Below are 26992 nucleotides of genomic sequence, written 5' to 3'. Positions count from 1 at the left end.
CCCGCCGCCGCGCGGCACGCGTCCGCGGCATCCGCTTACGAACCGCGGACAACCTCCGCACGCCGTCACCGAACCGTAAGGTTCGCCATGGTGCGCACCGCCCGTGAGTTGCCAGGCTGGTGCCATGGACGAAACGACGGATGCCGTGCGTCACGGTGTGATCGGAGGCTCGGGCCTGTACGAGCTGCTCGACGAGCCACGTCTCGTCGACGTGGCCACGCCGTTCGGCCCGCCCTCGTCGCCGGTCGCGGTGGGACGCTTCGGCGGCCGGACGGTGGCCTTCCTCGCCCGCCACGGCGCGGGCCACACGATCCCGCCGCACCGCGTGCCGTACCGGGCGAACCTGTGGGCGCTGGCGTGGCTCGGCGTGCGCGCGGTGATCGCCTCGTCGGCGGTCGGCAGCATCACCGCGGATCTTCCGGCCGACACGTTCGTCGTGCCGGATCAGCTGATCGACCGCACCCACGGCCGCCCCGACACGTTCTTCGACGGCTCGGACGTGCAGCACCTCGGGTTCGCCGACCCGTTCGACCCCGTGCTGCGTGCCGCGCTCTGCGGTGCGCTGGCGGCGCGCGGTGAGCGGTTCGCGGATCGCGGCACGGCCCTCGTGATCCCCGGACCGCGGTTCTCGACCCGCGCGGAGTCGCAGGGATGGCGGCAGGCCGGCGCCGACATCCTCAACATGACCATGTACCCCGAGGCGGCGCTGGCCGCCGAGCTCGGCATCGCGTACGCGAGCCTGTCGTTCGTGACCGACGCCGATGTCGGTCACGCGCCCGGCGACGACGCGGTGTCGGCCGAGCTGGTGTTCCGGCGCCTGACCGCCGCGCGGGACCGCATCACCGGCACCATCGCCGACGCCCTCGGGCGCCTCCCCGGCGATCCGCAGCCTCGCACGCTCGTCGACGGCGCCGCGACGGCGCGCGTGCTCGCCCTGCCGGCCACGACATGAGCCGCACGCTGCTGGTCACCGGCGGCGCCGGGTTCATCGGGACGCACGTCGTCGCCGCGGCGAACGCGGCCGGGTGGCGCGTGCGGGTGCTCGACAGCCTCCGCACCGACGTCCACCCCGCCGACGCGCACCTCGCCGACACGAGCGTGGGCGGCGGTGCCGAGTTCGTGCACGCGGATCTGACGGATGCCGATGCCGTGGCGCGCGCCGTCGACGGCGTCGACGCCATCTGCCATCAGGCTGCGAAGGTCGGCCTCGGCGTCGATATGGGCGACGCCCCGGACTACGTCCGCTCCAACGATCTGGGCACCGCGGTGCTGCTGTCGGCGATGGCGCGCGCAGGCGTCGCGCGTCTCGTGCTCGCCTCGTCGATGGTCGTCTACGGCGAAGGGCGGTACCGCGACGAGCTCGGTGGGATCGCCGCCCCGCCGCGCGCGGCGGCCGACCTCGACGCCGGCAGATTCGACCCGATCTCGCCGCGCACCGGCACGCCGCTCGTGCCGGAGCTCATCGACGAGAGCGCGCCGCTGGATCCGCGCAACGTGTACGCCGCGTCGAAGGTCGCCCAGGAGCATCTGGTGCGCGCGTGGGCACGCGAGACGGGCGGCCGGGCCGCCCTGCTGCGCTATCACAACGTCTACGGACCGGGGATGCCGCAGGCCACGCCCTACGCGGGGGTCGCCTCGATCTTCCGCTCGGCGCTGGCGGCCGGGCAGGCGCCGACGGTGCTGGAGGACGGGGCGCAGCGTCGCGACTTCGTGCACGTGACCGACGTCGCCGCCGCGAACCTCGCGGCGCTGGACTGGACGGCGAGCGCGCCGGCGGGGACCGCCCGTGCGTTCAACGTGGCCAGCGGCGAGGTGCGCACCATCGGCGAGATGGCCCGTGCGCTCGCCGATGCGGTCGGCGGCCCGGTCCCGGTCGTGACGGGCGGGTACCGCCTCGGCGATGTGCGGCACATCACGGCCTCGGCGCAGCGGCTGCGCGACGAGCTCGGCTGGCGGCCGCGCATCGGCTTCGCCGAGGGGATGCACGAGTTCGCGCACGCTCCGCTTCGACCCCCGTCGGGCTCATGAGCGCCACGACGGACCGGCTCGCCCCGGACGCGGAGCGCACGCGTCGGCGCGCGGCGCGCATCGGGCTCGCGGTGACCGCCGTGCTGGTGGTCGCGGCGATGGCGGTGCCGGCGATCACCGGCTGGGAGATGCGCGCGGGCGCCTTCCCCCCGCTCCACTCGATCTTCGTCGCGCGGGTGGGCCCCGGCACGCCCGCGGCGATCCTGCTCGCGGTGGTCGCGGCGGTGTACGCGCCGCGTGCGATGCGCTGGCCGTGGCGGCGGCTTCTGGTGGCCGTGTACGGGTATGGGGTCGCCTGGATGCTGAGCCTTGCGACCGTGTACGGGATCGAGGGCATCGGCGGGATCCTCGACCACCGCACCGAGTACCTCGCCACGGCGCGGGAGGTCACCGACTTCGGCGAGACGCTGCGGATCTACATCGACCACATCCCGCTGGACAGCGCCGACAACTGGCCCGTGCACATCGCCGGGCACCCTCCCGGTGCGCTGCTGTTCTTCGTGGTGCTGGTGGCGCTCGGCCTGGGCACCGCCCTGGCCGCGGGCCTGGTGATCACACTCCTCGCGGGCACGACGGCCGTCGCCGTCATGGTGACCGCCCGGCGGTTCGGTGCCGAGCACTACGCGCGGCGCGCGGCGCCTTTTCTGGCCGTCGGGCCCGCCGCGATCTGGATGAGCGTCTCGGCGGACGCGATGTTCGCCGCCGTCGCCGCGTGGGCGACCGTGCTGCTCGCGGTGGCCGCGACATCCGCCCGCTTCGTCGTGCAGTCGCTGGCCGGACTCGCCTCGGGCCTGTTGTACGGCTGCTGCGTGATGTTCTCGTACGGGCTGCCGCTGCTGGGCCTGCTCGCCGTGACGGTGCTCGTCCTCGCGCGCGCCTGGCGGCCCCTGCCGTTCGCGGTGGCGGGGGCGCTTCTCGTGGTCGGGGCGTTCGCGTTCGCCGGGTTCGCGTGGTGGGAGGCCCTCCCGGTGCTCACCGAGAGGTACTGGGCCGGCATCGCACGCCATCGGCCCGGGGAGTACTGGACGTGGGCGAACCTCGCGGCCGTCGCGATCTGCGCGGGGCCCTGGGTGGGGCCCGGCCTCGCCGTCGCCGTCACCGACGCGGTGACGCGAGGATCCGCCGCCGACACACGCGTGCGCCGGAAGGTCGCCCTCCTCGCCCTCGCCGGACTGGCCATGTGCATCGCGGCCACGCTGTCGCAGATGAGCCGCGCCGAGGTGGAGCGCATCTGGCTGCCGTTCGTGCCGTGGATGCTGCTCGGCACGGCGCTGCTGCCCGAACGCTGGCGTCGCACGGGACTCATCGTGCAGGCATCGTTCGCCATCGTCGCCCAGACGCTCCTGTACACCAGATGGTGACCGCGGCGGGGTGACGGCGAGAGCGACGTCGTGGTGGACCTGAGGGGATTCGAACCCCTGACCTCTTCATTGCGAACGAAGCGCGCTACCAACTGCGCCACAGGCCCGTGAACCTCAGAAACAATATCACGGCACCGGGAGCCGTTCCGAATCGGCACCGCCCCTCGACCGGGGTACGGCCGAGCGGCCGCGGGGGCTACTGGCCGGCCGCGCGACGCTCCAGCAGACCGCGGACGTGGGCCTCGATCTCGGCGTCGTCGACGTAGCCCATGCGAGAGAACTCGCTCTCGGGTGCGGCGGCCCGCGCCGTACGGACCGTGTCGATCGACGGCGGACGCGTGGTCGCTGCGCGCTCCCGCATCGCCTCGTCGAGCGCCGCCTGCCGCAGCGCAGCCCGGGCGGCCGCGGCGTCGAGCACGGCGGCCGCGCGCGATCCCGCCGAGGCCGTGAGCGGCCGGGGCAGCTCGCGAGGAGCCCACTCGCGCTCCTCGCGCTCGAGCTCGACATCCTGCACGTCGGCGACGCGCCGGGGCACGGCATCCGTCGCCCTCGTCGCCGCACGCGAGGCCACGCGAGCCATCCGGTGGAGCACGAGGACGGATGCCGCGACCAGCGGCGCGCCGATCCACATGCGCACCTGCACGCCCGTGGTCAGTGTCTCGTACACGCCCCAGGCGAGCAGTCCGATGCCGACGATCGCGGCGAGGGTCGCGGTGAACCTCACGCGCCGGCGCGCGGCGGCCTGACGCATCGCGGGCGATCTGCGGGCCGCGGCGAGCTCGGCGCGCGCCGCAGCCGCGGCGGCGGCTCGTTCGGCACGCGCGCGCTCGAGGTCTGCTCGCGCCGAAGCCTCGGCGGTCATCCGCTCGGTGCGGGCCCGCTCGGCGTCGGCGCGGGCGTTCTCGAGGGCCGCCTGCTCACGCTCGGCGAGTGCGCGCCGGGCCAGCCGCTGCTGCGCCGCTGCCGTGCGCGCGTTGAGCTCCAGCCTCACCTCTTCGGGCGTCTCGCTGGTCTCGGCGAGCACGCGCAGCGCCTGGTTCAGACGCACCGCGTTGCGCTCGGCGGCGTCGAACTGGCGTCGGCTGTGCCACGACGGAAGCAGGTACACCAGCCACAGGAGCACGGCGACGAGGACGATGACACCCCCGCCCAGCACCTGCTCGCCCATGCAGACCACGGTATGCGACGGATGCCGCTAGCCCCGGCATCCGTTCGCGTGTTGCCCTACGCGTGCAGACGGTCCGACGGCGGCACGATCGCGGCGTCCTGCGGGGCGCGGCCCGAGATCCACCGCTGCAGCACACCCTCGGGGACGTCTTCGCGTACCAGTGCGAACGCGTAGTGGTCGCGCCAGTCGCCGTCGATGTGGATGAACCGGCGGCGCAGGCCCTCGTAGCGGAACCCGAGTTTCTCGACGACGCGCAGGCTGGCGCGGTTCTCGGGGCGGATGCAGATCTCCATGCGGTGCAGCCGCAGCTCCGAGAAGCAGACGTCGGTCGCCAGGGCGACGGACGTCGGCGTGATGCCACGGCCGGCGAACCGCTCGCTCACCCAGTAGCCGATCGTCGCCGAGGCGAGCGAGCCGCGCGCGATCCCCCACACGTTGAGCTGGCCGGCGACCTCACCGTTGTACTCCATGACGAACGGCACCCCGGCGCCGTCGCGATACTGCTGCAGCAGGCGCTTCACGCCGATCCGCATGTCGAACGACACCGGCCCGTCGGGACTCGTCGCCTCCCACGGACGGAGCCATCCGCGGTTCGACAGCAGCTCGTTCTGCAGCACGCGCGCGTCCCGCGGCTTCACCAGCCGGATCGACACCGGACCGTGCCGGTGGGGAGCCGTCGGATCCACGTGACCCCCTCGAACGGGCGGCGTCAGAGCTTCGCCGCGAATTCCTTGAACCAGGGACGCAGCTCGGGACCGAGATCATCGCGATCGGTCGCGAGTTGCACGATGGCCTTGATGTAGTCCACCCTATCGCCGGTGTCGTAACGACGGCCACGGAAGATCACGCCCCGCACACCCGGCCCGTCGGGGTCTGTGGCGAGCTCCTGCAGCGCGTCGGTCAGCTGGATCTCGCCGCCCTTGCCGGGCTCGGTGCGCTCGAGGATGTCGAAGACGTCCGGCGAGAGCACGTAGCGCCCGATGATCGCGAGATTCGACGGGGCGTCTTCCTTCTTCGGCTTCTCGACGAGCCCGGTGACGGAGACGATGCCGTCGTGCGCCGCACCGTCCACCGACGCGACGCCGTACATGTGGATGTGGTCGGGGTCGACCTCCATGAGGGCGACGACGGCGGCACCCGTGCGCTCGTGCTCGGCGATCATCGTCGTCAGCAGCTCGTCGCGCTCGTCGATGAGGTCGTCGCCGAGCATGACGGCGAAGGACGAGTCCCCCACGTGCGCGCGGGCGCGCAGCACCGCATGCCCGAGTCCCTTGGGCTCGCCCTGACGCACGAAGTGGATGTCGGCGAGGTCGCTCGAGGCGACGACACGGCGCAGGCGATCGTCGTCGCCCTTGTCTTTCAGCTTCTCCTCGAGCTCGGGGACCGAGTCGAAGTGGTTCGAGATCGCGTTCTTGTTGCGTCCGATGATCACGAGGATGTCGTCGATACCCGCCTGCGCGGCCTCCTCCACGACGTACTGGATGGCCGGCTTGTCGACCACGGGGAGCATCTCTTTGGGCATCGCCTTGGTCGCGGGGAGGAAGCGCGTGCCAAGACCTGCGGCCGGGATGACGGCCTTGATCGCGGTGTGGGGCATTCCCCGATTGTACGGGGCAGGGCATCGGCCACTGGGGCCCCGGGCGGGGCGGCGGCACGGCGCGCCGTAGAATCGACCGCATGTCCGACGCGATCGCCGACCAGAAGCGAGCGCTTCGCGCCGAGCTCCGGGAGCGCCGCCAGATGCTGTCGGAACCGGCCCGCGAGGCGGCTGCGGCGGGCATCCACGCCCAGCTCGACGCGCTCGTGGCCGAGCATGGCGCCCGATCGATCTCGTGCTTCCTCTCGACTCCCGCCGAGCCGGGCACCCGCTCGTTCGTGACGGATGCCGTGGGCCGCGGCATCCGTGTCCTCCTTCCCGTCACCCGGACGGACGGCCTGCTCGACTGGGCGGTCGCGACGCCCGAGGGCGACATCGCCGAGGGCCTGTTCGGCCTCCCCGAGCCCGTGGGCGAGCTGCTCGGACCGATCGCGGTGAACGACGTCGATCTGCTCGTGATCCCGGCGGCCGCCGTCGACCGCACCGGGATGCGGCTCGGCTGGGGACGCGGGTTCTTCGACAAGACGCTCGGGTCGATGGAGCGCTGCCCGCCCGTGTACGCGGTCGTCTACGACTCCGAGTTCGTCGACGAGGTGCCCCGCGACATCCACGACCAGCCCGTGACCGGGGTCGTCACCCCGACCCGCACGATCACCCTCGCGCCCACGCGGCGCTGAAACCCGAGAGAGACATGCCCACCTACGCCTACGCCTGCAAACAGTGCGGCCATCGCTTCGACGCCGTGCAGTCCTTCGCCGAGCCCGCCCTCACCGAGTGCCCCGAGTGCGGCGGCCCCCTGCGCAAGGAGTACGGCTCGATCGGCGTGACCTTCAACGGCTCCGGCTTCTACCGCACCGACTCCCGCGCCGGCGCCGGGTCGGGCGGGTCGGGCGGGTCGGGTGGCTCGAGTGGCTCGGGCGGGTCGGGTGGCTCGAGTGGCGACTCCTCGTCGACTTCGACATCATCGAAGTCCGAGGCGAAGGCCTCGCCCGCGTCGTCCGGAGCCTGATCCTCCGGAGCCCCCGACGCGGGAGGATACCCAGGGGGTACATGTGATCAAGGGTTTCAAGGAGTTCATTCTCCGTGGCAACGTCATCGACCTGGCCGTCGCGGTCGTCATCGGCGCCGCCTTCACCGCGGTCGTGAACGCGATCGTCTCGAGCATCATCAACCCGCTCATCGAGCTGTTCTGGAAGCCGGCCGAAGACGGCACCATCGGCTGGACGGTCAACGGCCTGTGGGGGCCGGTCACCTTCCCTGTCAGCGACCTCATCAACGCGGTCATCGCGTTCCTCGCGGTCGCGATCGTCGTGTACTTCGTCTTCGTGCACCCGATGAACGTGCTCAAGGAGCGCGCGGCCGCCAAGGCCGGCATCACCCCCGCCGACGAGGAGCCCAAGCTCCCCACCGAGCAGGAGCTCCTGGTGCAGATCCGCGACCTGCTGGAGAAGCAGCGGGCCTGACCCCCGCGGCCCGGCCCGACGGCGAGAGTGCACCTGGTCGCCGAGGGGTAGGCGGGTTCCCTACCCCTCGTCCGTCAGCTGCACTCTCGCGGTGCGGAGCGGGTGCGGAGACGGTGCGGAGAGAGGGACGTCAGTAGTGCGGGGGGACGTCGCGGCGCAGGCGCTCGTCGTTCGGGCCAGAAGAGCTGACTCCGGATGCCTCGGCCGGCGTGTCCGGGACCTCGTCGTCTGCGGGGGTCGGCTCGGCCGTCGCGCCCGGGGCGGGGGTCAGCTTCGCGCGGCGCGAGCCGGGCACCCGCTCGATGCGCTGCCGATCACTCGACGACATCGATCGGCTGCGTCTCACGGTCGACGCGCGGGGCATCGGGCGGCACGCCGAGCATGTCGGCGATGCGCCGGGCGACGTCGGCGGGATCGCGATACAGGTCGAAGGAGTGCACGCGCACGTAGTGCCACCCGAGGCGCCGCAGGATCTGCGGGCGCAGGCGCAGCGACTCGCGCAGCGACTCCCCGATCGTCTCGGGGTCGCTCTCGACCACGACCGCCTTGCCGTCGTACTGCGCGACCAGCGGCAGCAGCCCGCGGTAGTGGACGTCGACCGACAGGCCGACGCGACGCAGCTCGCGGGCGAGCGCCAGCGTGAGCGGGTCGGCCAGGTCTTCGAGCCGCGCTTCGCGCGAGCGAGCGGCGATGCCGCCGAGGATCGACATGAGCGTGGCTGCCCCGTACTCGAGACGCCCGTCGTCGAACGCCGAGGGGCGGATCGACGACACGATCACCATCGAGCGGCGGGCGCGCGTCATGCCGACGGTGAGCAGGCGCTCGCCGTCAGGAGTCGACAGGTCGCCGAAGTCGCTGAGCACCCGGCCGTGCTTGGTGAGGCCGAAGCCGAGCGAGAAGATGACGCGGTCCCGGCTCTCGGCGACGGACTCCTCGAGGGTGAGCACGGCGAACGGCTCGGCCGTCTCGCGCGAGACGAAATCGGCCACGTCGGCTCGGCCGGCGAACGCGGCCTCGACCGCGGCGCGGACGCGCTCGGCGTGCCGGGCGCTCGCCGTGACGACCATGAGCGACTCGGCGCCCCGGTTGACGGCGTGCTCCACGACGAGGGTCACCACGCGCGCGACCTCGGCGTCGGGACTCTCCACCGCGCCCGTCACCGGATGGGGCGTGCCGTGGCCGCCTTCGACGTAGTCGACCGCGAGGCTGCCGCGGCCGAGGTACGAACCCGCCCACGGCAGCGACACCAGCTCGCCGCCGTAGAACGCCTCGTTGACCAGGGCCGCGAGGTCTTCACCGCCGGCGCGGTAGCTGCGCGTCAGCGTCTCGACGGGCAGCAGCTCGGCGAGGCGCTCGAACACGCTGGTCGAATCGAACGGCACCTCGTCCTCGTCCTCCTCCGGGGCCTCTGCCCCGACGGTCGGCACCGAGGATCCGGTCGAACCGCCCGCTGCGACGCGGAACGGCGTCGGCTTCTGCGTGACCGGGTCGCCGAACGCGACGATCTGCCGGGCACGGCGGAGTGCCGGAGCGGACTCGGCGAGACACAGGGCTCCGGCATCCGCCAGCACCACCACGTCGAACGCGGCGTGCTCGGGGATCCGCGGCACTTCGTACGGCGACGCCAGCCACACCGGGGCGAGCGTGCGGGACAGCGAGGGGGCGACCGTGAACAGCTCGGCGGGTGTGATCGCGCCACGCTTGAGGGCGGCCTTGAGCGCCGCCGCTTCCGACGCGTGGTCGACGATGCCGATGCGCCATTGCGTCGCGAGGTGGGCCGCCAGCAGGGGGCCGGATGCCGCGGCATGGGCCTCGTCGACGAGCCGGAAGTCGCGCTCCAGCCGATCGACGACCGCCGTGTTGGCGCCCAGTACGGCGCGGTCGGTGCGCAGCAGCAGCTCGAGCGCCGACTGCCACCATGCGAACTCGAGCTCGGCGGCGACCTGGTCTTCGGGCACGTGCCGCACCGAGAGCTCGAGCAGCAGCGGCTCGAGGCCGAGGGCGGCGAGGTCGCTGCGCAGCGTCGCGCGCTCCCGCAGGTTGTCGAACACGTCGGAGTCGGCCGCGAGTCCGGCGAGCGTCCGCACGAGGTGCTTGACGGGAAGCGTCGAGAGCCGATCGGCATCGCTGCGGCCGAGCACGGCATCGAGCTCGGAGAGCTCGGCGTCCACACGCTGCCACGAGACCTGGACGTCGGCGAGCCCGAGCGGCAGCTCCGGGGTCACGCCCGCATCGACGTACCGCTGCCATTCGGTGCGCTGCTGCTGGATGCGCACGAGCGCCTCGTACATGTCGGGCACGTGGACGCCGGGCCGGAGGTACTCGCGCGAGAGGCGCCGCAGCCGGCGGCGGTTCGGCCCGCTCATGTCGGGTGCGTCGCGGCGCGGCGCGTGCGCCTGGATGAGCTCGCCCAGCGGCCGCTCGAAGACCGTGAGGCTGAAGCGGTCGAGCGAGTCCCGGATGCCCTGCAGCAGCCGCAGGTACGTGCCCAGCTCGGTGATCGTCTGGAACGGGCGCATGCGCGTCTGACCGATGAGCTCGTATCCGCGCTCGAGGAGGGCGGGCACGTCGCTGCGGTGGAGCTTGCCCGCGAGCGTGTGCGCGGCGCGCGCCTGATCCACCGTCGCGAACGTGACGCCGTACCAGGGTGAGTCGTCGGGACCGAAGCGGAACTCGCCCAGGCGCGCGGCCGTCGCGAGCTTCGCCGCCGCCTCGGCTCGGGTCGTCGACAGCGCCTCGAGCGCGCGGGCGTCGAAGCGCGCCTCGGTGGACGGCGCCGGGGCGCGCTCTGCCAGGTCTGCGAGGGCGCGGAGGATCTCGAGCACCGACACTCCGAGCGACGGATGCCGCGACGTCACGGCGGTGCGGTAGTCCCGCAGCACTCCCCGCAGGCGCACCAGGGCGTCGTCGATGTCGGCGACCTTCGGCGCCTGGGCCTTCTCGTTGCGGCCGATCGCACGGATGAGATCCCGCTGCAGCCGGTCGGGCGAGACGGCGAGACCCGGCAGTCCCACGCCGGCCAGGCGGTGACGCACACCGTCGAGCGTGGAGCGGCGTGCGCTCACCACGAGCACGCGCTTGCCTTCGCGCACGAGCGAGCCGATCGCGTTGATGACCGTCTGGGTTCCGCCGGTGCCCGGGAGCGTGTGGACAACGAGCGACTGCCCTGCGGCGATGCGCGCGAGTACGCGCTCCTGCTCGGAGTCGGCGTCGAGGAGGAGCATGTCGGAGGCCGGAGGACGCTCGTCGGGGCTCGTCGGGTGGGGGATCTCGCGCCGGGCGGTGATCGTCTCGCGGTCGGCGGGATGCCCGGCGAGCGCGTTGAGCACGGGGTGGTCGAGGTCGGCCGCGTCGGCGGCCATCGCACCGCCGACATCGGCGAAGCTCGACACCAGCAGGCGCGGCTTCACCGCGTAGCTGTCGATCGACGCCGTCAGCGCTCGCAGGTGGTCGATGACCGGCTGCGGCTTGAACACCCCGCCGTCGTACGCCAGGGCCGCCAGGCCCCCCGCGTCGATCGCGATGCCGAAGTGCGTGCGCATGGCGCGCACGAGCTCGGGGTTGACCGAGAACGTCCCGTGGAGCTTCAGCTCGAAGTCGCCGTGGTGCCGCCGGATCGCGAGGGGGCGCAGCAGCACCGGAGCCGTGCACGCCAGGCCGCCGATGCGCCAGTACGCGAGACCCACCGCGAGCCGCACGGTGTCGAGGCCGCGTGTCGTGCGCAGCTCGAGACTCTTCCCCGTGATGCGCTCGGCGGCCAGGCGCGCGTTGCGCAGCGCGACCTCGTCTCGGAACAGGTTCGACAGCAGCGTGGAGCGCCCGGTGATGAACTGCGGAAGGCTCCCGGGATGGGCCTTGGTGATCTCGATGGCGGAGTCGGCCGCGTCGGTGAAGTGCAGCAGGGTCGAACGGCCCCCCAGGGCGGCCGATTGCACGCGCAGCCGGTCCCGCTCCTGCTCGGCGATATGGACGACCGTGACGTCCGGTTCGGCGAGCCCGAGGTCGCCGGGGGTCACGTCGTACCCGGGCACGGCGTCCCCTGCGCCGACCACGGCGCTCCGTTCTCCTCGCCACACACGAGCCACCCTAAGCGCGACACGCCCAGGCCACTTGCAATGGACCTGAGTTTCGCGGTATTGACGGCACCTCCCGTCGCCGGCTCCTCCCCAGCCGCCTCGTCGCGCGCGCTTCCCACAGTCGTGCGACGCGGCGCGCCGCGGCCGCCGACGCCGAGCCAGGATGGTGCCATGACCACGCAGGATCCGCCCCGCTACCGCGTCCACCCTTCGCCGATCGGCGACATCCTGATCGTCACGACGGCCGACGGCATCGTGTCGCTCCACCCCTTCGACGGTCCCCTCGCTCACGAGCTCGAGCGCGCGGCGCTGCAGCTGCGAGCCCTCCCCCTGCCGGGCGACCCCGCCGTCGACCCCGACGGGTCCGCGGTGGCCGACGCCGCCGCCGCGCAGCTCGACGAGTACTTCGACGGCGAGCGGCGCGAGTTCGACCTGCCGCTGGACTGGCGGCTGGTCCGCGGCTTCACGCGCGCGGCTCTCGAGGCGGTGCGCGAGATCCCGTACGGCGAGACGGCCGGGTACGGCGAGGTCGCGATCGCCGCCGGGAGCCCCCGGGCCGCGCGCGCCGTCGGCACGGCGTGCGCGACGACGCCGTTCTCGATCGTCGTCCCCGTGCACCGCGTGGTGCGCGCGGACGGCTCGCTCGGCGAGTACGGCGGGCACCCCGAGGTGAAGCAGTACCTGATCGACCTCGAGCAGGCGCCGGGCGTGTAGGCCGTCCGCGCGCCGCGCGGCCCGGGCGGTTCCTCCCCGGGCCGCGCAATCCTGCGGTGCCGGGGTCGGCGGTGGCGGCCGCCGATCCCGGTTCACAGACGCCGCGTCAGTGGTGCGTCGCCTTCTCGGCTCCGTAGCCGGTCAGCGAGCGCACCTCCATCTCGGCGGCCTTGACGCGATCTTCGGCCGTGCGCGATGTGACCGTGCCGAGCCAACCGAGGAAGAACCCGAGCGGGATCGAGACGATGCCGGGGTTGTTGAGCGGCCAGATCGCGGTGCCGACCTTGAAGACGCTCGTCTCGCCACCCCAGAACACCGGCGACAGCACGATCAGGATGATCGCGGCCGCCAGGCCGCCGTACATGCTCCACACCGCGCCGCGGGTGTTGAACCGGCGCCAGTACAGCGAGTACAGGATGGTGGGCAGGTTCGCCGACGCCGCGACCGCGAAGGCGAGCGCGACCAGGAACGCGACGTTCTGCCCCTGCACCGCGATGCCGCCGATGATCGCGAGCACGCCGATCACGATCACGGTGCGTCGTGCGACCTTCACCTCGCCGTCCGGCGGGACGTTGCCCTTCTTCACGACGTTCGCGTAGATGTCGTGCGCGAACGACGCGGCGGCGGTGATGGTGAGGCCGGCGACCACGGCGAGGATCGTCGCGAACGCCACCGCCGAGATGAATCCGAGCAGGAGCGGTCCGCCGAGCGCGAGCGCCAGCAGCGGCGCCGCGGAGTTGACGCCGCCGGGCGCCGACTTGATCGCTTCGGGCCCGACGAGCGCGCCCGCGCCGTAGCCGAGCACGAGCGTCAGCAGGTAGAACAGGCCGATCAGCCAGATCGCCCAGACCACCGACCGGCGCGCCTCCTTGGCCGTGGGGACCGTGTAGAACCGCATCAGCACGTGCGGCAGGCCGGCGGTGCCGAGCACGAGCGCGATGGCCAGCGAGATGAAATCCCATGGGTTCGCGCCGTACTGGAGGCCGGGGCCCAGGATCGCGTCCTGCGGGTCGGTCGTCGACTGCGCCACGGCGCTTTCGAGCAGCGTGTTGAGGTTGAAGCCGTTCAACGCGAGCACCCAGATCGTCATGACCAGCGCACCGCCGATGAGGAGGAACGCCTTGACGATCTGCACCCACGTGGTGCCCTTCATTCCTCCCACGAGCACGTACACGATCATGAGCACGCCCACCACGGCCACGACGACCGAGATGCCGATCGCGTCTTCGATGCCGAGCAGCAGTGCCACCAGGCCGCCGGCTCCCGCCATCTGCGCGAGCAGGTAGAAGAAGCACACGGCGAGGGTCGTGATCGCCGCAGCCATGCGCACCGGGCGCTGCTTGAGGCGGAACGACAGCACGTCGGCCATCGTGAACTTGCCCGTGTTGCGCATGAGCTCCGCGACGAGCAGGAGGGCGACGAGCCACGCGACGAGGAAGCCGATCGAGTAGAGGAACCCGTCGTATCCGTTGATCGCGATCGCCCCGCAGATGCCGAGGAACGACGCCGCCGAGAGGTAGTCGCCCGAGATCGCGAAGCCGTTCTGAGGTCCGGTGAACGATCGCCCAGCGGCGTAGTAGTCCGCCGCGGTCTTGTTGTTGCGGCTGGCCCGGATGACGATGAAGAGCGTCACCGCCACGAACGCGCCGAAGATCGACATGTTGAGGATCGGATTGTTCTCCACTGTCTGGACGGCGGCGTGCACGGCGCCGAAGATGTCGTTCATTCGCCGGCCTCCTCGTTCTCGAGATCCGCGCGGATCTCTTCGGCAATGGGATCGAGCTTGCGGTTGGCGTACCAGACGTACGCCATCGTGATCGCGAAGGTCGTCACGAACTGGCCGAGGCCGAAGAGCAGGCCGACGGTGATGTCGCCCCACACCGGCTGCGACATGAAGTCGCGCGCGAACGACGACAGCAGCACGTACGCGAAGTACCAGACCAGGAACGCGACGGCGAGCGGGAACACGAACCCGCGCTGGCGTCTCTTGAGTTCACCGAACCGCGGCGACTCCTCCACCGCGACGTAGTCGACGCCGCCTGGCGGGGCGGTGTCGATCCTCGAGTCGGACATGTGGCCTCCTTGCCTCATGGACAGGCGCGACATCGCGCCGTTCGGGGGAATCCGGGCCGCGGCGGCGGCCTGAGCCCGGTGGTAGGGTCGACGCTACGAAAACCGGCGAGGATGCCGTCACCCCCGGAAGTAGGTAGTCGTGGGCGCGCAGTCTTCAGTGTCGAACGCGGTCGTCGATGCCGACGCCCGTGCGCTCGACCGCGCGGTCGCCGACCTCGTGCGGCGCACCAGGTTCCCGGTCGCCTTCGGCGGACTCGCCCAGGACGACGCCATCCATGTCACGTCGATCCACGGTGCCCGGACGCACAGTCTCGACGGGCTGGTCGTGAAGGCCTCGCGAGGGCTCGGCGGCCGCGCGTTCGTCGAGAGGCGTCCGCGGCTGGCCCTGGACTACCGCTCCGCGCGCAGCATCACGCACGACTACGACCGCGCGGTGCTGGGCGAGGGCATCGCCACGCTCTTCGCCGTCCCGGTGCTGGTCGGCGACCGGGCACGCGGCGTCATCTACTGCGGGTCGTGGGCGGGAGCGGCGGTGGGCGATGTCGTGGCGCGGTCCGCGTTCGCGGTCGCCGACGAGCTCTCGCGCGAGCTGCAGATCCGCGAGGAGGTGCAGCGACGCCTGGCCCTCGCGCCGAGGCCCGAAGACGGCACGCAGATGCCGGCCGCCGCACGCGAAGAGCTCCGCCAGACGTACGCAGAGCTGCGCAGCATCGCCGCGGTCGTCGACGACCCCGGGTTGAGAACGCGGCTCGACCGCCTCGAGCGGCGCCTCGCGGCCCTCTCGAACGACACCGCCGAACCGGCCCTCGACCTCGACGTGAAGCTGTCGCCCCGCGAAGTCGACGTGCTGGCGTGCGCCGCGCTGGGATCCACCAACGCCGAGATCGCCGCCACGCTGGAGTTGCGCGAAGGCACAGTCAAGTCCTACCTCCAGTCGGCGATGGCGAAGCTCGACGCCTCGACCCGGCACGCGGCAGTGGCCACCGCACGGCGCGCCGGTCTCCTGCCGTAATTCGCGCACCTCGCACGCGAATGCCTCGCGTATTCGAGGAATCGCTGGATGCGAATAGTCGTGCGCGACAATTGCGCGTATTGTGCTTTTCATGGCCCGAAGAATCGTTCACCAGCTCGTCGACGACATCGACGGAACCCTTTTGGAAGTCGGAGAAGGCGAAACCGTCCTTTTCTCCCTCGACGGAGTCGCATACGAAATCGACCTCACGGCCGAGAATGCCGCCGCATTGCGTGGTGCGCTCGAGCGGTACACGAAGGCGGCACGCCCCGTCTCGTCCTCACGCGGGAGCGCCGGATCGTCCAGTGCCGGGGCGCGGCGACGGCGCCGCAGTGGTCAGCAGGACTACAGCGGCGTGCGCGAATGGGCGAAGCAGAACGGCTACAAGGTGTCGGAGCGCGGCCGGGTTCCGGCATCCGTTCTCGAAGCGTACGAAGCAGCGCACTGACGCACGCCTCCGCGGCACCTTAACCGGGTCTTCGCAATGGAGGGTGTATATCGTGATTCAACGAGATAGCCCTTCGATTGAGTACTGGCGACGGATCCGTGCTGTCGCTCGCCCCCATTCACTGGCCGCGACGCGGTCCTGATGCGCACCGAATGCGGCTTCGCTCTCGAACCGCTCATCGACCTGCCAGATGAGAGCATCGTTCGTGCGGTGGACTTCGAACGAGATGCACCCTGGTTCGGCGCGCGTCAGAGCCATGTGCATTGGCAGGTGTTGAACGACGAGCTCGGCTTGTTCTGAACTTTCGCACACCAGCTGGCCGGTTAGACGCACCTCGCTCATGAGGCCAGCTTAGATCGCAGGTTCGCGGTGAAGATGTCGCAGGTTGGGGCGCGCGGCCTCGCTACCTTCGCCGCGCCCGATCTGACCACGTTCTGCCGTCTTGACGAGCTCGGCCTCGAAGCCGTCGGGCAGCATCTCGAGCCGGATCGGGCTTCCGGAACCTGAGGAACTACATCGCCCGCTCGCTGCTCGAGACCGGTGGATTCAGACCGCTCCTACACTCCCGATTGCGATGAGCCCTTTAACCGCGGTTCGCGGATTTCGCGTCGGCGGCCAGGTGCATGAGGATCTCGTCGACTTTCTCTTTCGCGTCGCCGAACAGCATCTGGGTGTTCTCGCGGTAGAAGAGCGGATTCTTCACGCCCGCATATCCGGACGCCATCGAGCGCTTGAACACGACCACGTTCTGCGCCTCCCACACCCGCAGCACCGGCATTCCCGCGATCGGGCTGCCGGGGTCTTCGGCCGCCGCCGGGTTGACCGTGTCGTTCGCACCGATCACCAGCACCACGTCGACCTGTGACAGGTCGTCGTTGATCTCGTCCATCGCGAGCACGATGTCGTAGGGCACCTTCGCCTCGGCCAGCAGGACGTTCATGTGGCCGGGCAGCCGGCCGGCGACGGGATGGATGCCGAACCGCACGTCGACGCCGCGCTCGCGCAGCTTGGCGACCAGGTCGGCGACACCGTGCTGCGCCTGCGCCACCGCCATGCCGTAACCCGGCGTGATGACGACCGAGCTCGCGCTCGTGAGCAGATCGGCGGTGCTCTCGGCGTCGACCTCGCGGTGCTCGCCGTGCTCGTCGTCGCCGTCGCGCGGCGCCTCGATGCCGAATCCCCCGGCGATGACCGAGAGGAACGACCGGTTCATCGCCTTGCACATGATGTAGCTCAGGTACGCACCGGACGAGCCGACCAGCGCCCCGGTGACGATGAGCAGATCGTTGTTCAGGAGGAACCCGGCCGCTGCTGCGGCCCAGCCCGAATAGCTGTTGAGCATCGAGACGACGACCGGCATGTCGCCGCCGCCGATCGACGCGACGAGGTGCCATCCCAGCGCGAGGGCGAGCGCCGTCACGAGCACCAGGAGCCACAGCTCGGGCGTGATGACGTACCAGACGGTGAGTCCGAGGAAGACGACGAGCGCGCCCAGGTTGAGCACGTTCTTGCCCGGCAGCACGAGCGGCTTCGACGACATCCGTGCCGAGAGCTTCAGGAACGCCACGATCGACCCCGTGAACGTGACACCGCCGATGAACACGCCGATGAACACCTCGGCGTCGTGGATGTCGGAGAGCGTGCCGGTGAGCCCGGTGTCGTAGAGCGCGCCGTTCCAGCCGACGAGCACGGCGGCCAGACCCACGAAGGAGTGCAGCAGGGCGATGAGCTCCGGCATCCCGGTCATCTCGACGATGCGTGCGCGCCACAGGCCGATCGCGCCGCCGACGAGGACGGCTGCCACCAGCAGGATCAGCCCGCTCAGGGCCGACGGCTCGCCCCACGCGGCGGCCGCGGTCAGCCAGATCGTCGCCACGAGCGCGATCGCCATGCCGACGATGCCGAACGTCACGCCGCGACGGCTGGTCTCGTGCTTGCTCAGCCCGGCGAGGCTGAGGATGAACAGCAGCGCGGCGACGATGTAGGCGGCCCCCGCGACGGCACCTGCGACGGCGATCATCGGGTCTCACCCTTCTGGAACATCGCGAGCATGCGCCGCGTCACGGCGAAGCCGCCGAAGATGTTGATGCTCGCCACCAGCACCGCGACGGCCGCCAGGATCTGGACCGTCAGGTCGGGCACGGTGATCTGCACCATGGCGCCGACGACGATGATGCCCGAGATCGCGTTGGTGACGCTCATGAGCGGAGTGTGGAGGGCGTGGGCCACGTGCCCGATGACGTAGAAGCCGACGACGACCGCGAGCGTCAGCACCAGGAAGTGCTGCGGCAGCGGCGGTGGCGCGAATGCGCAGATCGCGAACAGCGCCGCGATGCCGGCGAAGATCAGGCCGACGCGTGCGCGGGCCGACATCGGCCGCTTGACCGGGGCCGCGGGCACCGTGCCGGTCGCCGGGGCCTTCTGCGGCGCAGCGGAGACCTGCACCGGCGGCGGCGGCCACGTCACCTCCCCGTCGCGGACGACGGTCGCCGTGCGCTGCACGACGTCGTCGAAGTCGAGCGCGATCCGGCCGTCCTTAGCCGGGGTGAGCAGCTTCAGCAGATTGACGAGGTTCGTGGCGAACAGCTGCGACGCCTGCTGCGGCAGACGCCCGGGCAGATCCGTGTAGCCGAGGATCACCACACCGTTCGCCGTCACGACCCTCTCCCCCGGGACCGACCCGTCGACGTTTCCGCCCTGCGCCGCGGCCATGTCGACGATGACGCTTCCGGGCTTCATGCTCGCGACATCCGCCGCGGTGAGCAGCCGCGGGGCGCGGCGCCCCGGGATGAGCGCGGTGGTGATGACGATGTCGACGTCCGCCGCCTGCTCCGAATAGATCTCTGCCGCTCGCCGGTCGTACGCCTCGCTCGTCGCCTTCGCGTACCCGTCGGCCGAGACCTCCTTCGCCTCGTCGGGGACGACGACCTCGAGGTACTCCCCGCCGATCGAGGCGACCTGGTCGGCGACCTCCGGGCGGGGATCGGTCGCCCGGACGATCGCGCCGAGGCTCGACGCCGCGCCGATCGCCGCCAGTCCCGCGACGCCGGCACCGGCGACGAGCACCTTCGCGGGCGGCACCTTTCCGGCGGCGGTCACCTGGCCGGTGAAGAACCGCCCGAACTCGTGGGCCGCCTCCACGACCGCGCGGTACCCGGCGATGTTCGCCATGGAGCTCAGCACGTCCATCGACTGCGCGCGCGAGATGCGCGGCACCGCGTCGAGCGCGATCGCGGTGATCCCGCGCGTCGCGAGGGCCTCGACGAGATCGGGGCGCAACGCCGGACTCAGCATCGCGATGATCGTCGCCCCGTCGGCGAGGCGATCGATCTCGTCCGCCGTCGGCGCGTTCACCTTGAGGACGATCGGCGAGGCCCATGCCTCCGCGGCGGACACGACGGACGCCCCCGCGGCGGCGTAGGCGGCATCCGGGAACGACGATGCCGAGCCCGCACCGGCTTCGACGACGACGTCGTAGCCCAGTGCGATGAGCTTGGGGACGGTGAGCGGAGTCGCGGCGACCCGGTTCTCTCCGGGCGCTTCGGCGACGATGCCAATGCGAGTCATGCGTACCTCTGGATCTTCCATTCAGCAGTGCGACGACGTTCCGCGAGCACCTTCCTCGGTGCATGCGACGACGCCTCCACCCTCTCAGACCTCGGGCGGGATCGGCCCCGTGTGGCGCCCGGACACGGCGTAAGAACCGCGGAACTTTCCCTCAGCGCACGACGGCGGGTCGCGGCATCCGTCGTCGCGCCCGCCAAGGTGGGAATCCCCTCCGAATGCGCGCTCAGCCTTGCGCGCGGCCCGGGTTCTCGGAATCGTGGCCGGTCCGGAACCGCTGAGGAAAGGAACCAGCATGCTCACGCTGACCCAGACCGCCGCCGAGGCCGTCAAGCAGATCGTCGCCCGCGTCCCGCAGGCCGAGGACGGAGGAGTGCGTATCCGCGACACCGGCGGGGAGACCGGCTTCGAGCTGAGCGTCGCGCCCGACCCCGCTCCCCACGACACGATCGTGGTGACCGACGGCGCACGCGTGTTCCTCGACGAGGGCGCCGCTGTCGCGCTCGAGGACCGCGTGCTGGACGCCGAGCTCTCGCAGGACGGCTCGGTGCGCTTCGCGCTCGCGGTCCAGGCCTGACGACTCGCACGAACGACCCCGGCGCCTCGTGGCGCCGGGGTCGTTCGCGTCTGTCCGCTTCGCGGCAGGCACGCCCGGCCTCAGAGACGGGGCCGCCGGGTGTCGTACATGGGGTCGTGACGCACGGGGGTGACCCGCGAGCCGATGGCGATCGCAGCGGCGTAGGCCGCGGCGACGACGACCAGCATCAGCAGGACGGTGAGCAGGGCGACGAACATGGCTACCTCCCTTCGTCGTGGTATGGATGGGTGCCGCAGGCGTCGGCGTCGGCGTCGGCGTCGGCGTCGGCGAGCACGGCAGCAGCGACGACGCGGTCGCGCCACTCCACGGCGGTGCCGTTCCGCACGACGGCACGCCGCCGATCGATGAGGCGCGTGGACAGCGTGGTGATACCTCCTTGGCGGAACGAGGATGTCGCGTTCCTGCAGAACAGGGTCCGGGGTGGGTCTTCCGCGGATCTTCCCGTCGGGCGGTCACGCGGGAAGACGCAGGGAAGACCGGGGCGAGAGCATCGGCCGAACGATCCCGAAGCATCCGAGCGACGGGACGACGAACCAGAAGGAACACGACATGTCCGTCACCGCCCAGCCCACTCACCTCAACGGAGTGGACACCGCCACGCTGTTCGCGACTCTCGACGCCGTCAAGGGTGAGCCCGAGATCGCGAAGTTCCAGTTCCGCGCCTCGAACACCTGGCTCGCCGGCACGCACAGCCGGTCGAGCTTCTCGGGCTTCTTCGGTGCCACGCAGGAGATGGAGCACCGTACGGTCACGACCGTCGACGCCGACCACCCCGCGGTGCTCGTGGGCGAGGACCACGCACCCACGCCGGTCGAGTACCTGCTGCACGCGATCGCCGCGTGCCTGACGGCGGGTCTCGCGAACATCGCGGCTGCCCGCAGGGTGCCGCTCCGGTCGGTCACCTCGACCGTCGAGGGCGACATCGACCTGCTCGGCATCCTGGGGCTCGGCGACGACAGCCGCGTCCGCAACGGCTACCAGGCGATTCGCGTGCGGTTCGAGATCGACGCGGATGCCGACGACGCGACGATCCGCGCCCTGGTCGAGCAGTCGCGGAACCGCTCCGCGGTGTTCGACGTGCTGACCAACGGCACCCGCGTCGACATCGAGGTGGCCACCGCGTGAGCTCGCGGCCGTCCCGGCTCGGCGTTCGCCGCCGGCTCGGGACGGCCGCCTCCGCCGGCCCGCGACATGAGGAGGACGCGGATGAGGGACTATGACGTCGCCGTCGTCGGCGGCAGGATCGCCGGCGCGGCCACGGCCATGCTGCTGGCTCGAGCAGGCCTGCGCGTCATCATGCTCGAGCGCGGACGAGAGGGAAGCGACACCGTCTCGACCCACGCGCTCATGCGCGCCGGTGTGCTGCAGCTGTCGCGATGGGGCGTGCTGCCGGGCGTCATCGCCGCAGAGACGCCGGCGATCACGCACACCGTCTTCCACTACCCGGGCGACGATGCCGTCACCGTCACCATCAGACCGACGCCCGGGGTACCCGCGCTGTACGCGCCGCGGCGCCACGTGCTCGACCTGCTGCTCGCGAGCGCGGCTGCCGATGCCGGCGCGGAGGTCGCGTTCCGCACGCCCGTGACGGGGCTGCTCCGCGACGATGGCGGCCGCGTGTGCGGCGTGCGGACGACCCGCCGCGAGGGCGGGGACATCCGTGTCCGTGCCGCCCTGACCATCGGCGCAGACGGCGTCGGCTCGCGCGTCGCGCGCGAGACCGGAGCCCGCGTCCTTCGCGAGGGGACGGCCGCCAGCAGCGTGCTCTACGGCTACGTGCCGAACGAGACCCGTGGAGGCGCCGCAGGTACGGCGGGGTACGAGTGGTGCTATGGCCGAGGGGCTGCCGCGGGGCTCATCCCGACCGGCGACGATCAGGCGTGCCTCTTCGTCTCCACCACTCCCGCGCGCATGCGAGCCCTCCGCACCTCGGGACAGGAGGCGGCGTTCCGCGCCCTCCTCAGCGACGCGGCGCCGCCGCTCGCGGAACGGCTGCAGGCGCTCCCGGCCCGCGACGCGATGCGCGGATGGAGCGGTCTGCGCGGGTTCGTGCGCCGCGCATCCGGCCGCGGATGGGCCCTCGTGGGCGACGCGGGCCTCTTCCGCGACCCGATCAGCTCGCACGGAATGACCGACGCCATGCGCGATGCCGAGATCCTCGCGACCCAGATCCTGCGTGCGCGGTCGGGCGAGTGCGCCGAGCAGGTCGCCCTGGAGCTCTACCAGACGCTGCGGGACCGGCTGTCGCTGCGGATGTTCGAGCTCGCGGATCGCATTGCGGCGTACGACTGGGACGACGATGAGATCCGTCAGGTGATCCGCGGCCACAGCTCGGCGATGAGCGACGAGATGGACTACCTGACGAGTCTTCCCGATGCCGGGCCCGCGGCTGTCGCACCCCTGGGAGTCACGCTCGGGCGAGGGTAGAGTTTGGCCCCGAGGGATCCCGACCGTGACGATTCACATCCGCCTGCTGGGGGGCTTCGACGTCGACATCGACGGCGCAACGGTGCCGCCGGTCTCGTGGGCGCGTCGGCACGCGGCGGCGCTGGTCAAGCTGCTCGCCCTCGCGGACGGGCATCGACTGCACCGGGAACGGGTCATCACCGCGCTCTGGCCCGCTCTCGCGGTGGAAGTGGCCGCACCGCGACTGCACAAGGCGGCGCACTTCGCGAGGAAGGCGCTGGAGCGGGGCGGCGGCACGGTCTCGCTTCGTGATGACGTCGTGGCCCTGCTCGCCGACTCTGCCATCGAGGTCGACGTGGACCGGTTCCGCACCCTGGCGGCGCGCGCGTCGGCAGGCCGGGATGCCGCGCTCGCGGCGGTCGCGCTCGAGCTCTACCGCGGCGACCTCCTGCCCGACGACGTGTACGACGAGTGGGCGACCGAGGCGCGAGACGAGCTCGCCGCCACGCACCTGGAGCTGCTGCGCCTCACCCATCGCTGGGAGGACCTGGTGGCGCGGTCGCCGACCGATGAGGAGTCGCATCTCGCTCTCGCCCGCCGGTACGTCGATGGCGGCGACGCACGCGCCGCCCTGCGGCAGCTCGAGCGGCTCGAGCGCGCCCTCCACCACGAGCTGGGCGCCGGGCTCGGCCCCGACGCACGCGCGTTGAAGGCGCAGCTCGAGTCGCGGTCCCACTCCGCACCGCAGGCCACTGCGCCCCGGCTGCGGCTCGTTGCCCGCAGGAGCATCGGTGATCGGATCCGCGATCGCCTTCGCCGCGCGGCGGACGGACGGGGCGGCGCGATCGTCCTGCGCGGACCCGCCGGGGTGGGAAAGACCGCCCTCCTCGAGCTGACGGCGGGCATCGCCTCGCGCGAAGGCTTCCGCGTCGCGCGCTGGGCGGCGTCCTCGGTCGAAGGACAGTGGCCGTATGGCCCGGTGATGGGGGCGCTGGCAGGCCTGTGCCGCGCGCATCCGGCTCTCCTCGACGGGCTGGGCGACACCCAGCGTGCCGAGATCGAGCGCGCACTCGTGGCGGGCGACCTTCCGTGGACCGGCGAGGCGGCGCACCCTCGCCTGTTCGTCGCGACGAGCGAGCTGGTCCGCATCGGCGCCGAAGGCACCGGGCTGATCCTCATGGTCGACGACATCCACGAGGCCGACGATGCATCCCTGCGGCTGCTGCACTACCTCGGCCGCTGCGCGCGGGAGTGCGCCGCGCTCGTGGTGCTCGCGGGTCGCCCCCTCCGAGGCCGAGCGGCAGAGATCGTCGAGAGCATGGTCGGCAGCGACGAGGGGGCTCTGATCGATGTGCCGCCGCTTCCCGCCGGGGCTGTCGAGCACCTGCTCGCCGAGCTGTTCCCGGCGCTCGGCGAGACCTCCGTCAGGTCCATCGCGGCCGCGAGCGGAGGCATCCCGTTCACCGCCCTGGAACTGGCCCGGCGTGAGAGTTCAGGCGGGTCGGGTGGGCTGATTCCGTCTCTTCCGGCCGGCGTCCTCCGGACGGTGCGACGAGTGGCGATGCTCGCCAACGCCTTCAGCACCGACGAGTTCCTGGCGATGTCGGATGCCGATCCCGATGTCGCTCACACCCAACTCGGGCAGGCAGTCGCCGCGATGATCGTCGAACCGGCGGAGGTCGGATACCGGTTCCGTCACCCCATGATCCGCGATGCGATCGTGGAAGGGATCCCACCGCACGAACAGGCTGCCGAACGCCACGAAGTGGCGACCCGGCTCGGGCGCTCAGGTGCCGCCCCCGCGCGGGTCGCACAACTGTTCATCGAGGCCTCCCAGCCCTCCCATGCCGTCCCGTTCGTGCTGCGCGCCGTCGAAACGGCGGGCGCTCTCGGCGCCTACCAAGACGCGCTGAACCTCGTAGATCACGTCGTCGCCTACGCCGGCCCTGCCGATCAGGCGCGGCTGCTGGCCCGCCGCGCGGATCTGCTCATGGCGATGGGCTCGCCCGACGCGGTGGATGCGTACCGCGACGCGGCGGCCGTCGCGACGGGAACGGACCGCCGGCTGCTGCGGGCACGCCTCAGCCGCGTGCTCGCCTATTCCGGCGAGCTCGACACCGCGCGCGCCGCACTGGCGGGCCTCGAACCGGAAGGGGATGCCGCCGACGCCGCCATTCTCCTCGCGCAAGCGGTGGTCGCTTACTTCGCCGGCGACCTCGACGGGGCATGGGAGGTCACCGTGCTGGCGCGAGAGCGCGTCGATCTCGGCGACGCCGGCTGGCAGGTCCTTGACCTGGTGTCATTGCAGGGACTCATTGCACACCATCGCGGAGAGTGGTTCGACCGCTTCCAGCTGGAGCTGCGCCGCACGGCGGGCCGCCAGTCGCTGGCGACGAGCGTCTTCGACGCCCATCTGTGCGTCGCAGAGTTCGTCCTCTACGGGCAGGTGCCGTACGACGAGCTCATCGCCGACGTCGAGAGGCTTCGCGACATCGCGCAGCGGACGGGCGCGCTGCGGGGCGTCGCGTTCGCCACCGCGCTCATCGGCGAGGCCGCGTTGCTCAAGGGCGACCTCGACAGGGCGGAGCACGACCTCAACAGCGCCGTACAACTCCACCGGGAGATCGGAGCGACGGCGGGTGAGGCATCGTGCATGCAGCGTCTCGCCGAGGTGCACCTGGCGCGCGGCGACCGCGATGCTGCGCACCGGCTGCTGCACGCCGCCCTGCCGTTGGCCCGCTGGTCGGTCCTGAGCCTGCACCTCGTGCAGCGCGTGTACGGGACGATGGTCACCGCCGCCCCCACTCCCGCGGACGCCCGCGCCGTCGTCGACCGTGCGATGGCCACGATCGCCGAGACGGACAGGTGCATGGTGTGCGACGTCATGCTCGCGGTGCCGGCCGCCATCGCCTGCGCGGACGCCGGCGACCCCGACGAGGCCCGGCGCCACCTCGCGGTGGCGGAACAGTCGGCGGCGCGGTTCGACCGCGTCGCGTGGCACGGGGCTCTCGCCGAGGCACGCGCTCACATCGCACTCGCGGAAGGCGCCCGCGCGACGGCGGAGCGCGAGTTCGCCGCCGCCGCCGACCTCTTCGCGCTCGCCGGTCACGAGCGGGACGCGGCGCGGTGCCGGGGAGGGATCGCCGTCGCCTCCTGACCGGTCAGGCTCGCAACGACGTCGCGCGCGTTCCAGCGGGCGCCGTCGATGTACGTGGAGTCCCTCCGATGCTGGAACGGCTGGCCGACGACGTGGAGTCCGGGCGCCGGCGTGGCACCCCTCGACTGCACGATGTAGCCGTCGGCGTCCACGACGGGCACGCGCAGCCAGTCGTAGTCGGGTCGCAACCCGGTGGCGAGCAGGACCGAGGTGACCCCGTGGTGTGAGAGCTGCAGGCGCTCCGGACCAGGCTCCGCGATGAACCGCGCGGGCCGGATCCACCCGCGCTGATCACGCTGCCCGCGCAGCCCGATCAGATCACGGACCAGCGCGTCGCCGGCGACGTGCGAATCGACGGCATCCAAGAGGCGGGTCATCGTGCTGTGGGCCTCCGCGGTGCGCGCCGGAAGTCCGCCGTCGAAGTACGCGACGTCGCCATCGAGCCGGAGCATCCTGCCCACCAGCCGGGCGCCGCGCCGCTGCAGCGCCGGCAGATCGACCGCCATGCTCGCGGCGCCGACCAGCTGCAACGAAGGTTCATGGCGCGCTCGGTCGGCCCCGCGCTCGTGGATCGTCCGAGACAGCAGACCCAGCCGCTCGAGCCACCAGAAGACGTCCATGCCCTGGTAGGTCCGCGGGACGCGGGTGTGCGCTCCGACGGCGACGATCACCCGTCGCCCGTCACGCAGCAGTTCATCGGCCAGCTGCACTCCCGTCGCCGACGCGCCGACGATGAGGATTCCACCGGGCGGCAGCGACCGCGGACTCCGATACTCACGGCTCGAAAGCACGTCGAGCGTCCCGGTACGCAACGCCCCCGGCATCCGCTGCCTCGCATGCGCCCCGGTCGCGACCACCAGTGATCGCGCGCGGAGCGTGGCGCCGTCGATGTGCACGTCGTACCCTCCGCGAGGGCTCGGCAGTGCGGCTTCGACCTCTCCCGTCACGATCGGCGCCACGAACGACGCCGCATACCGCTCGAGGCGTTCAGCGACCTCGCGAGCCGTCATGTAGCCGTCCGGATCCGGGCCGTCGTAACTCCAGCCCGGAAGCCGCGTGAGCCAGTTCGGGGTGAGCAGCCGCAGCGAATCCCACCGCTCCGCGCGCCACCGGATGCCCGCGCCGCCCCGATCGACGACGAGGTGTTCACGCCCCTGCGCGGACAGGAGCGCGCTCACGGCGAGTCCGGACTGCCCGGCGCCGATGATCACGGTGTCCACTGTGGAGGAAGACATGGCACCAGCGTCGGGCGATGGTCTTCCCGCGGGCTTCCCTCAGCCCGCGGGCGCCCCGCTCGAGAGGCCGCGCACGGAAGGGAGCGGGAAGG

27 protein-coding genes and 1 tRNA gene are annotated in these 26992 nt (G+C 71.6%); 14 read left to right on the top strand and 14 right to left on the bottom strand.

Annotated elements, in window-relative coordinates; all coding sequences use genetic code 11:
• The first annotated feature begins 124 nt into the window (after positions 1–124).
• Genes IM778_RS05390 through IM778_RS05380 form a run of 3 tightly spaced genes read left to right on the top strand, consistent with a single transcriptional unit; the run spans position 125 to position 3389 of the window.
• Positions 125–952, top strand: a complete 828-nt coding sequence (locus IM778_RS05390; RefSeq protein WP_194411033.1) for an S-methyl-5'-thioinosine phosphorylase — start codon at positions 125–127, stop codon at positions 950–952.
• On the top strand, positions 949–2028 hold the full coding sequence (locus IM778_RS05385) for an NAD-dependent epimerase/dehydratase family protein (protein ID WP_194411032.1): 1080 nt from the start codon (positions 949–951) through the stop codon (positions 2026–2028). The genes IM778_RS05390 and IM778_RS05385 overlap by 4 nt, the downstream gene beginning before the upstream one ends.
• A complete protein-coding gene (locus IM778_RS05380) occupies positions 2025–3389 on the top strand; it encodes a hypothetical protein (protein ID WP_194411031.1) in 1365 nt (454 codons plus the stop codon). The genes IM778_RS05385 and IM778_RS05380 overlap by 4 nt, the downstream gene beginning before the upstream one ends.
• A 31-nt stretch (positions 3390–3420) precedes the next feature.
• Here IM778_RS05380 and IM778_RS05375 read toward each other — a convergent pair.
• The 4 genes from IM778_RS05375 to galU form a co-directional block, all read right to left on the bottom strand.
• A tRNA-Ala gene (locus tag IM778_RS05375) sits at positions 3421–3496 on the bottom strand.
• 89 nt (positions 3497–3585) lie between these two features.
• A complete protein-coding gene (locus IM778_RS05370) occupies positions 3586–4557 on the bottom strand; it encodes a large exoprotein (RefSeq protein WP_194411030.1) in 972 nt (323 codons plus the stop codon).
• A gap of 56 nt (positions 4558–4613) precedes the next feature.
• Positions 4614–5243 carry a GNAT family N-acetyltransferase gene (locus IM778_RS05365; protein ID WP_194411029.1) on the bottom strand — a complete coding sequence of 210 codons (630 nt, stop codon included), beginning with the start codon at positions 5241–5243 and terminating at the stop codon, positions 4614–4616.
• Between the two features lie 23 nt (positions 5244–5266).
• Complete coding sequence (gene galU / locus IM778_RS05360) at positions 5267–6154, bottom strand: UTP--glucose-1-phosphate uridylyltransferase GalU (RefSeq protein WP_194411028.1); 888 nt, start codon at positions 6152–6154, stop codon at positions 5267–5269.
• A gap of 80 nt (positions 6155–6234) precedes the next feature.
• Between galU and IM778_RS05355 the strand changes: the two genes are divergently transcribed.
• Genes IM778_RS05355 through mscL form a run of 3 tightly spaced genes read left to right on the top strand, consistent with a single transcriptional unit; the run spans position 6235 to position 7617 of the window.
• A complete protein-coding gene (locus tag IM778_RS05355) occupies positions 6235–6831 on the top strand; it encodes a 5-formyltetrahydrofolate cyclo-ligase (protein WP_194411027.1) in 597 nt (198 codons plus the stop codon).
• A 14-nt stretch (positions 6832–6845) separates the two neighbouring features.
• Positions 6846–7163: an FmdB family zinc ribbon protein gene (locus IM778_RS05350; protein ID WP_194411026.1), complete on the top strand. Its 318-nt coding sequence runs from the start codon at positions 6846–6848 to the stop codon at positions 7161–7163.
• A gap of 43 nt (positions 7164–7206) precedes the next feature.
• A complete protein-coding gene (gene mscL / locus IM778_RS05345) occupies positions 7207–7617 on the top strand; it encodes a large conductance mechanosensitive channel protein MscL (protein ID WP_194411025.1) in 411 nt (136 codons plus the stop codon).
• 130 nt (positions 7618–7747) lie between these two features.
• Here mscL and IM778_RS05340 read toward each other — a convergent pair whose 3' ends face one another.
• Together IM778_RS05340 and IM778_RS05335 are read right to left on the bottom strand one after the other, a co-directional pair.
• Complete coding sequence (locus IM778_RS05340; RefSeq protein ID WP_194411024.1) at positions 7748–7945, bottom strand: hypothetical protein; 198 nt, start codon at positions 7943–7945, stop codon at positions 7748–7750.
• Positions 7932–11669, bottom strand: coding sequence for an AAA family ATPase (locus tag IM778_RS05335; RefSeq protein ID WP_194411023.1), 3738 nt, complete (start codon positions 11667–11669; stop codon positions 7932–7934). Before IM778_RS05335 ends, IM778_RS05340 begins: the two co-directional genes overlap by 14 nt.
• A 195-nt stretch (positions 11670–11864) precedes the next feature.
• Between IM778_RS05335 and IM778_RS05330 the strand changes: the two genes are divergently transcribed.
• Entirely contained in the window at positions 11865–12407 is a 543-nt protein-coding gene (locus IM778_RS05330) for a methylated-DNA--[protein]-cysteine S-methyltransferase (protein WP_194411022.1), read from the top strand.
• A 106-nt stretch (positions 12408–12513) separates the two neighbouring features.
• On the opposite strand, the gene IM778_RS05325 is transcribed toward IM778_RS05330, so the two are convergent.
• Together IM778_RS05325 and IM778_RS05320 are read right to left on the bottom strand one after the other, a co-directional pair.
• Positions 12514–14133, bottom strand: a complete 1620-nt coding sequence (locus tag IM778_RS05325; protein WP_194411021.1) for a solute symporter family protein — start codon at positions 14131–14133, stop codon at positions 12514–12516.
• On the bottom strand, positions 14130–14480 hold the full coding sequence (locus tag IM778_RS05320) for a DUF485 domain-containing protein (RefSeq protein ID WP_194411020.1): 351 nt from the start codon (positions 14478–14480) through the stop codon (positions 14130–14132). The genes IM778_RS05325 and IM778_RS05320 overlap by 4 nt, the downstream gene beginning before the upstream one ends.
• A 139-nt stretch (positions 14481–14619) precedes the next feature.
• Here IM778_RS05320 and IM778_RS05315 point away from each other — a divergent pair, with 139 nt between their 5' ends.
• The gene (locus IM778_RS05315; protein WP_228484761.1) at positions 14620–15492 is read left to right on the top strand and encodes a helix-turn-helix transcriptional regulator; all 873 of its coding nucleotides are present in this window, start codon (positions 14620–14622) and stop codon (positions 15490–15492) included.
• Between the two features lie 91 nt (positions 15493–15583).
• The gene (locus IM778_RS05310) at positions 15584–15940 is read left to right on the top strand and encodes a histone-like nucleoid-structuring protein Lsr2 (RefSeq protein ID WP_194411019.1); all 357 of its coding nucleotides are present in this window, start codon (positions 15584–15586) and stop codon (positions 15938–15940) included.
• 57 nt (positions 15941–15997) lie between these two features.
• Here the strand turns inward: IM778_RS05310 and IM778_RS05305 are convergent, their stop codons facing one another.
• Entirely contained in the window at positions 15998–16282 is a 285-nt protein-coding gene (locus IM778_RS05305; protein WP_194411018.1) for a putative quinol monooxygenase, read from the bottom strand.
• A gap of 27 nt (positions 16283–16309) precedes the next feature.
• Here IM778_RS05305 and IM778_RS05300 point away from each other — a divergent pair, with 27 nt between their 5' ends.
• Positions 16310–16447, top strand: a complete 138-nt coding sequence (locus tag IM778_RS05300; RefSeq protein WP_194411974.1) for a hypothetical protein — start codon at positions 16310–16312, stop codon at positions 16445–16447.
• 76 nt (positions 16448–16523) lie between these two features.
• On the opposite strand, the gene pntB is transcribed toward IM778_RS05300, so the two are convergent.
• Positions 16524–17960 carry a Re/Si-specific NAD(P)(+) transhydrogenase subunit beta gene (gene pntB / locus IM778_RS05295; RefSeq protein WP_194411017.1) on the bottom strand — a complete coding sequence of 479 codons (1437 nt, stop codon included), beginning with the start codon at positions 17958–17960 and terminating at the stop codon, positions 16524–16526.
• Complete coding sequence (locus IM778_RS05290; protein WP_194411016.1) at positions 17957–19507, bottom strand: Re/Si-specific NAD(P)(+) transhydrogenase subunit alpha; 1551 nt, start codon at positions 19505–19507, stop codon at positions 17957–17959. The genes pntB and IM778_RS05290 overlap by 4 nt, the downstream gene beginning before the upstream one ends.
• A 292-nt stretch (positions 19508–19799) precedes the next feature.
• On the opposite strand from IM778_RS05290, the gene IM778_RS05285 reads away from it, so the two are divergent.
• Complete coding sequence (locus IM778_RS05285) at positions 19800–20081, top strand: Fe-S cluster assembly protein HesB (RefSeq protein WP_194411015.1); 282 nt, start codon at positions 19800–19802, stop codon at positions 20079–20081.
• A gap of 80 nt (positions 20082–20161) precedes the next feature.
• Here the strand turns inward: IM778_RS05285 and IM778_RS05280 are convergent, their stop codons facing one another.
• Both IM778_RS05280 and IM778_RS17865 read right to left on the bottom strand, forming a co-directional pair.
• A complete protein-coding gene (locus IM778_RS05280) occupies positions 20162–20299 on the bottom strand; it encodes a hypothetical protein (RefSeq protein ID WP_194411014.1) in 138 nt (45 codons plus the stop codon).
• 2 nt (positions 20300–20301) lie between these two features.
• Positions 20302–20427, bottom strand: coding sequence for a hypothetical protein (locus IM778_RS17865; protein WP_273541855.1), 126 nt, complete (start codon positions 20425–20427; stop codon positions 20302–20304).
• A 224-nt stretch (positions 20428–20651) separates the two neighbouring features.
• Here IM778_RS17865 and IM778_RS05275 point away from each other — a divergent pair, with 224 nt between their 5' ends.
• From IM778_RS05275 to IM778_RS05265, 3 genes are all read left to right on the top strand, one after another.
• Entirely contained in the window at positions 20652–21227 is a 576-nt protein-coding gene (locus IM778_RS05275) for an OsmC family protein (protein WP_194411013.1), read from the top strand.
• An 81-nt stretch (positions 21228–21308) separates the two neighbouring features.
• Entirely contained in the window at positions 21309–22529 is a 1221-nt protein-coding gene (locus IM778_RS05270; protein WP_228484760.1) for an NAD(P)/FAD-dependent oxidoreductase, read from the top strand.
• A complete protein-coding gene (locus IM778_RS05265) occupies positions 22477–25665 on the top strand; it encodes an ATP-binding protein (protein ID WP_194411011.1) in 3189 nt (1062 codons plus the stop codon). Before IM778_RS05270 ends, IM778_RS05265 begins: the two co-directional genes overlap by 53 nt.
• Here the strand turns inward: IM778_RS05265 and IM778_RS05260 are convergent.
• The gene (locus IM778_RS05260) at positions 25614–26900 is read right to left on the bottom strand and encodes an NAD(P)-binding domain-containing protein (protein WP_194411010.1); all 1287 of its coding nucleotides are present in this window, start codon (positions 26898–26900) and stop codon (positions 25614–25616) included. The genes IM778_RS05265 and IM778_RS05260 overlap by 52 nt on opposite strands.
• Between the last annotated feature and the right edge of the window lie 92 nt (positions 26901–26992).

The sequence above is a fragment of the Microbacterium cremeum genome, from assembly GCF_015277855.1.
GTDB classification, from domain to species: domain Bacteria; phylum Actinomycetota; class Actinomycetes; order Actinomycetales; family Microbacteriaceae; genus Microbacterium; species Microbacterium cremeum.
This window is presented reverse-complemented; position numbering and strand designations above follow the sequence as displayed.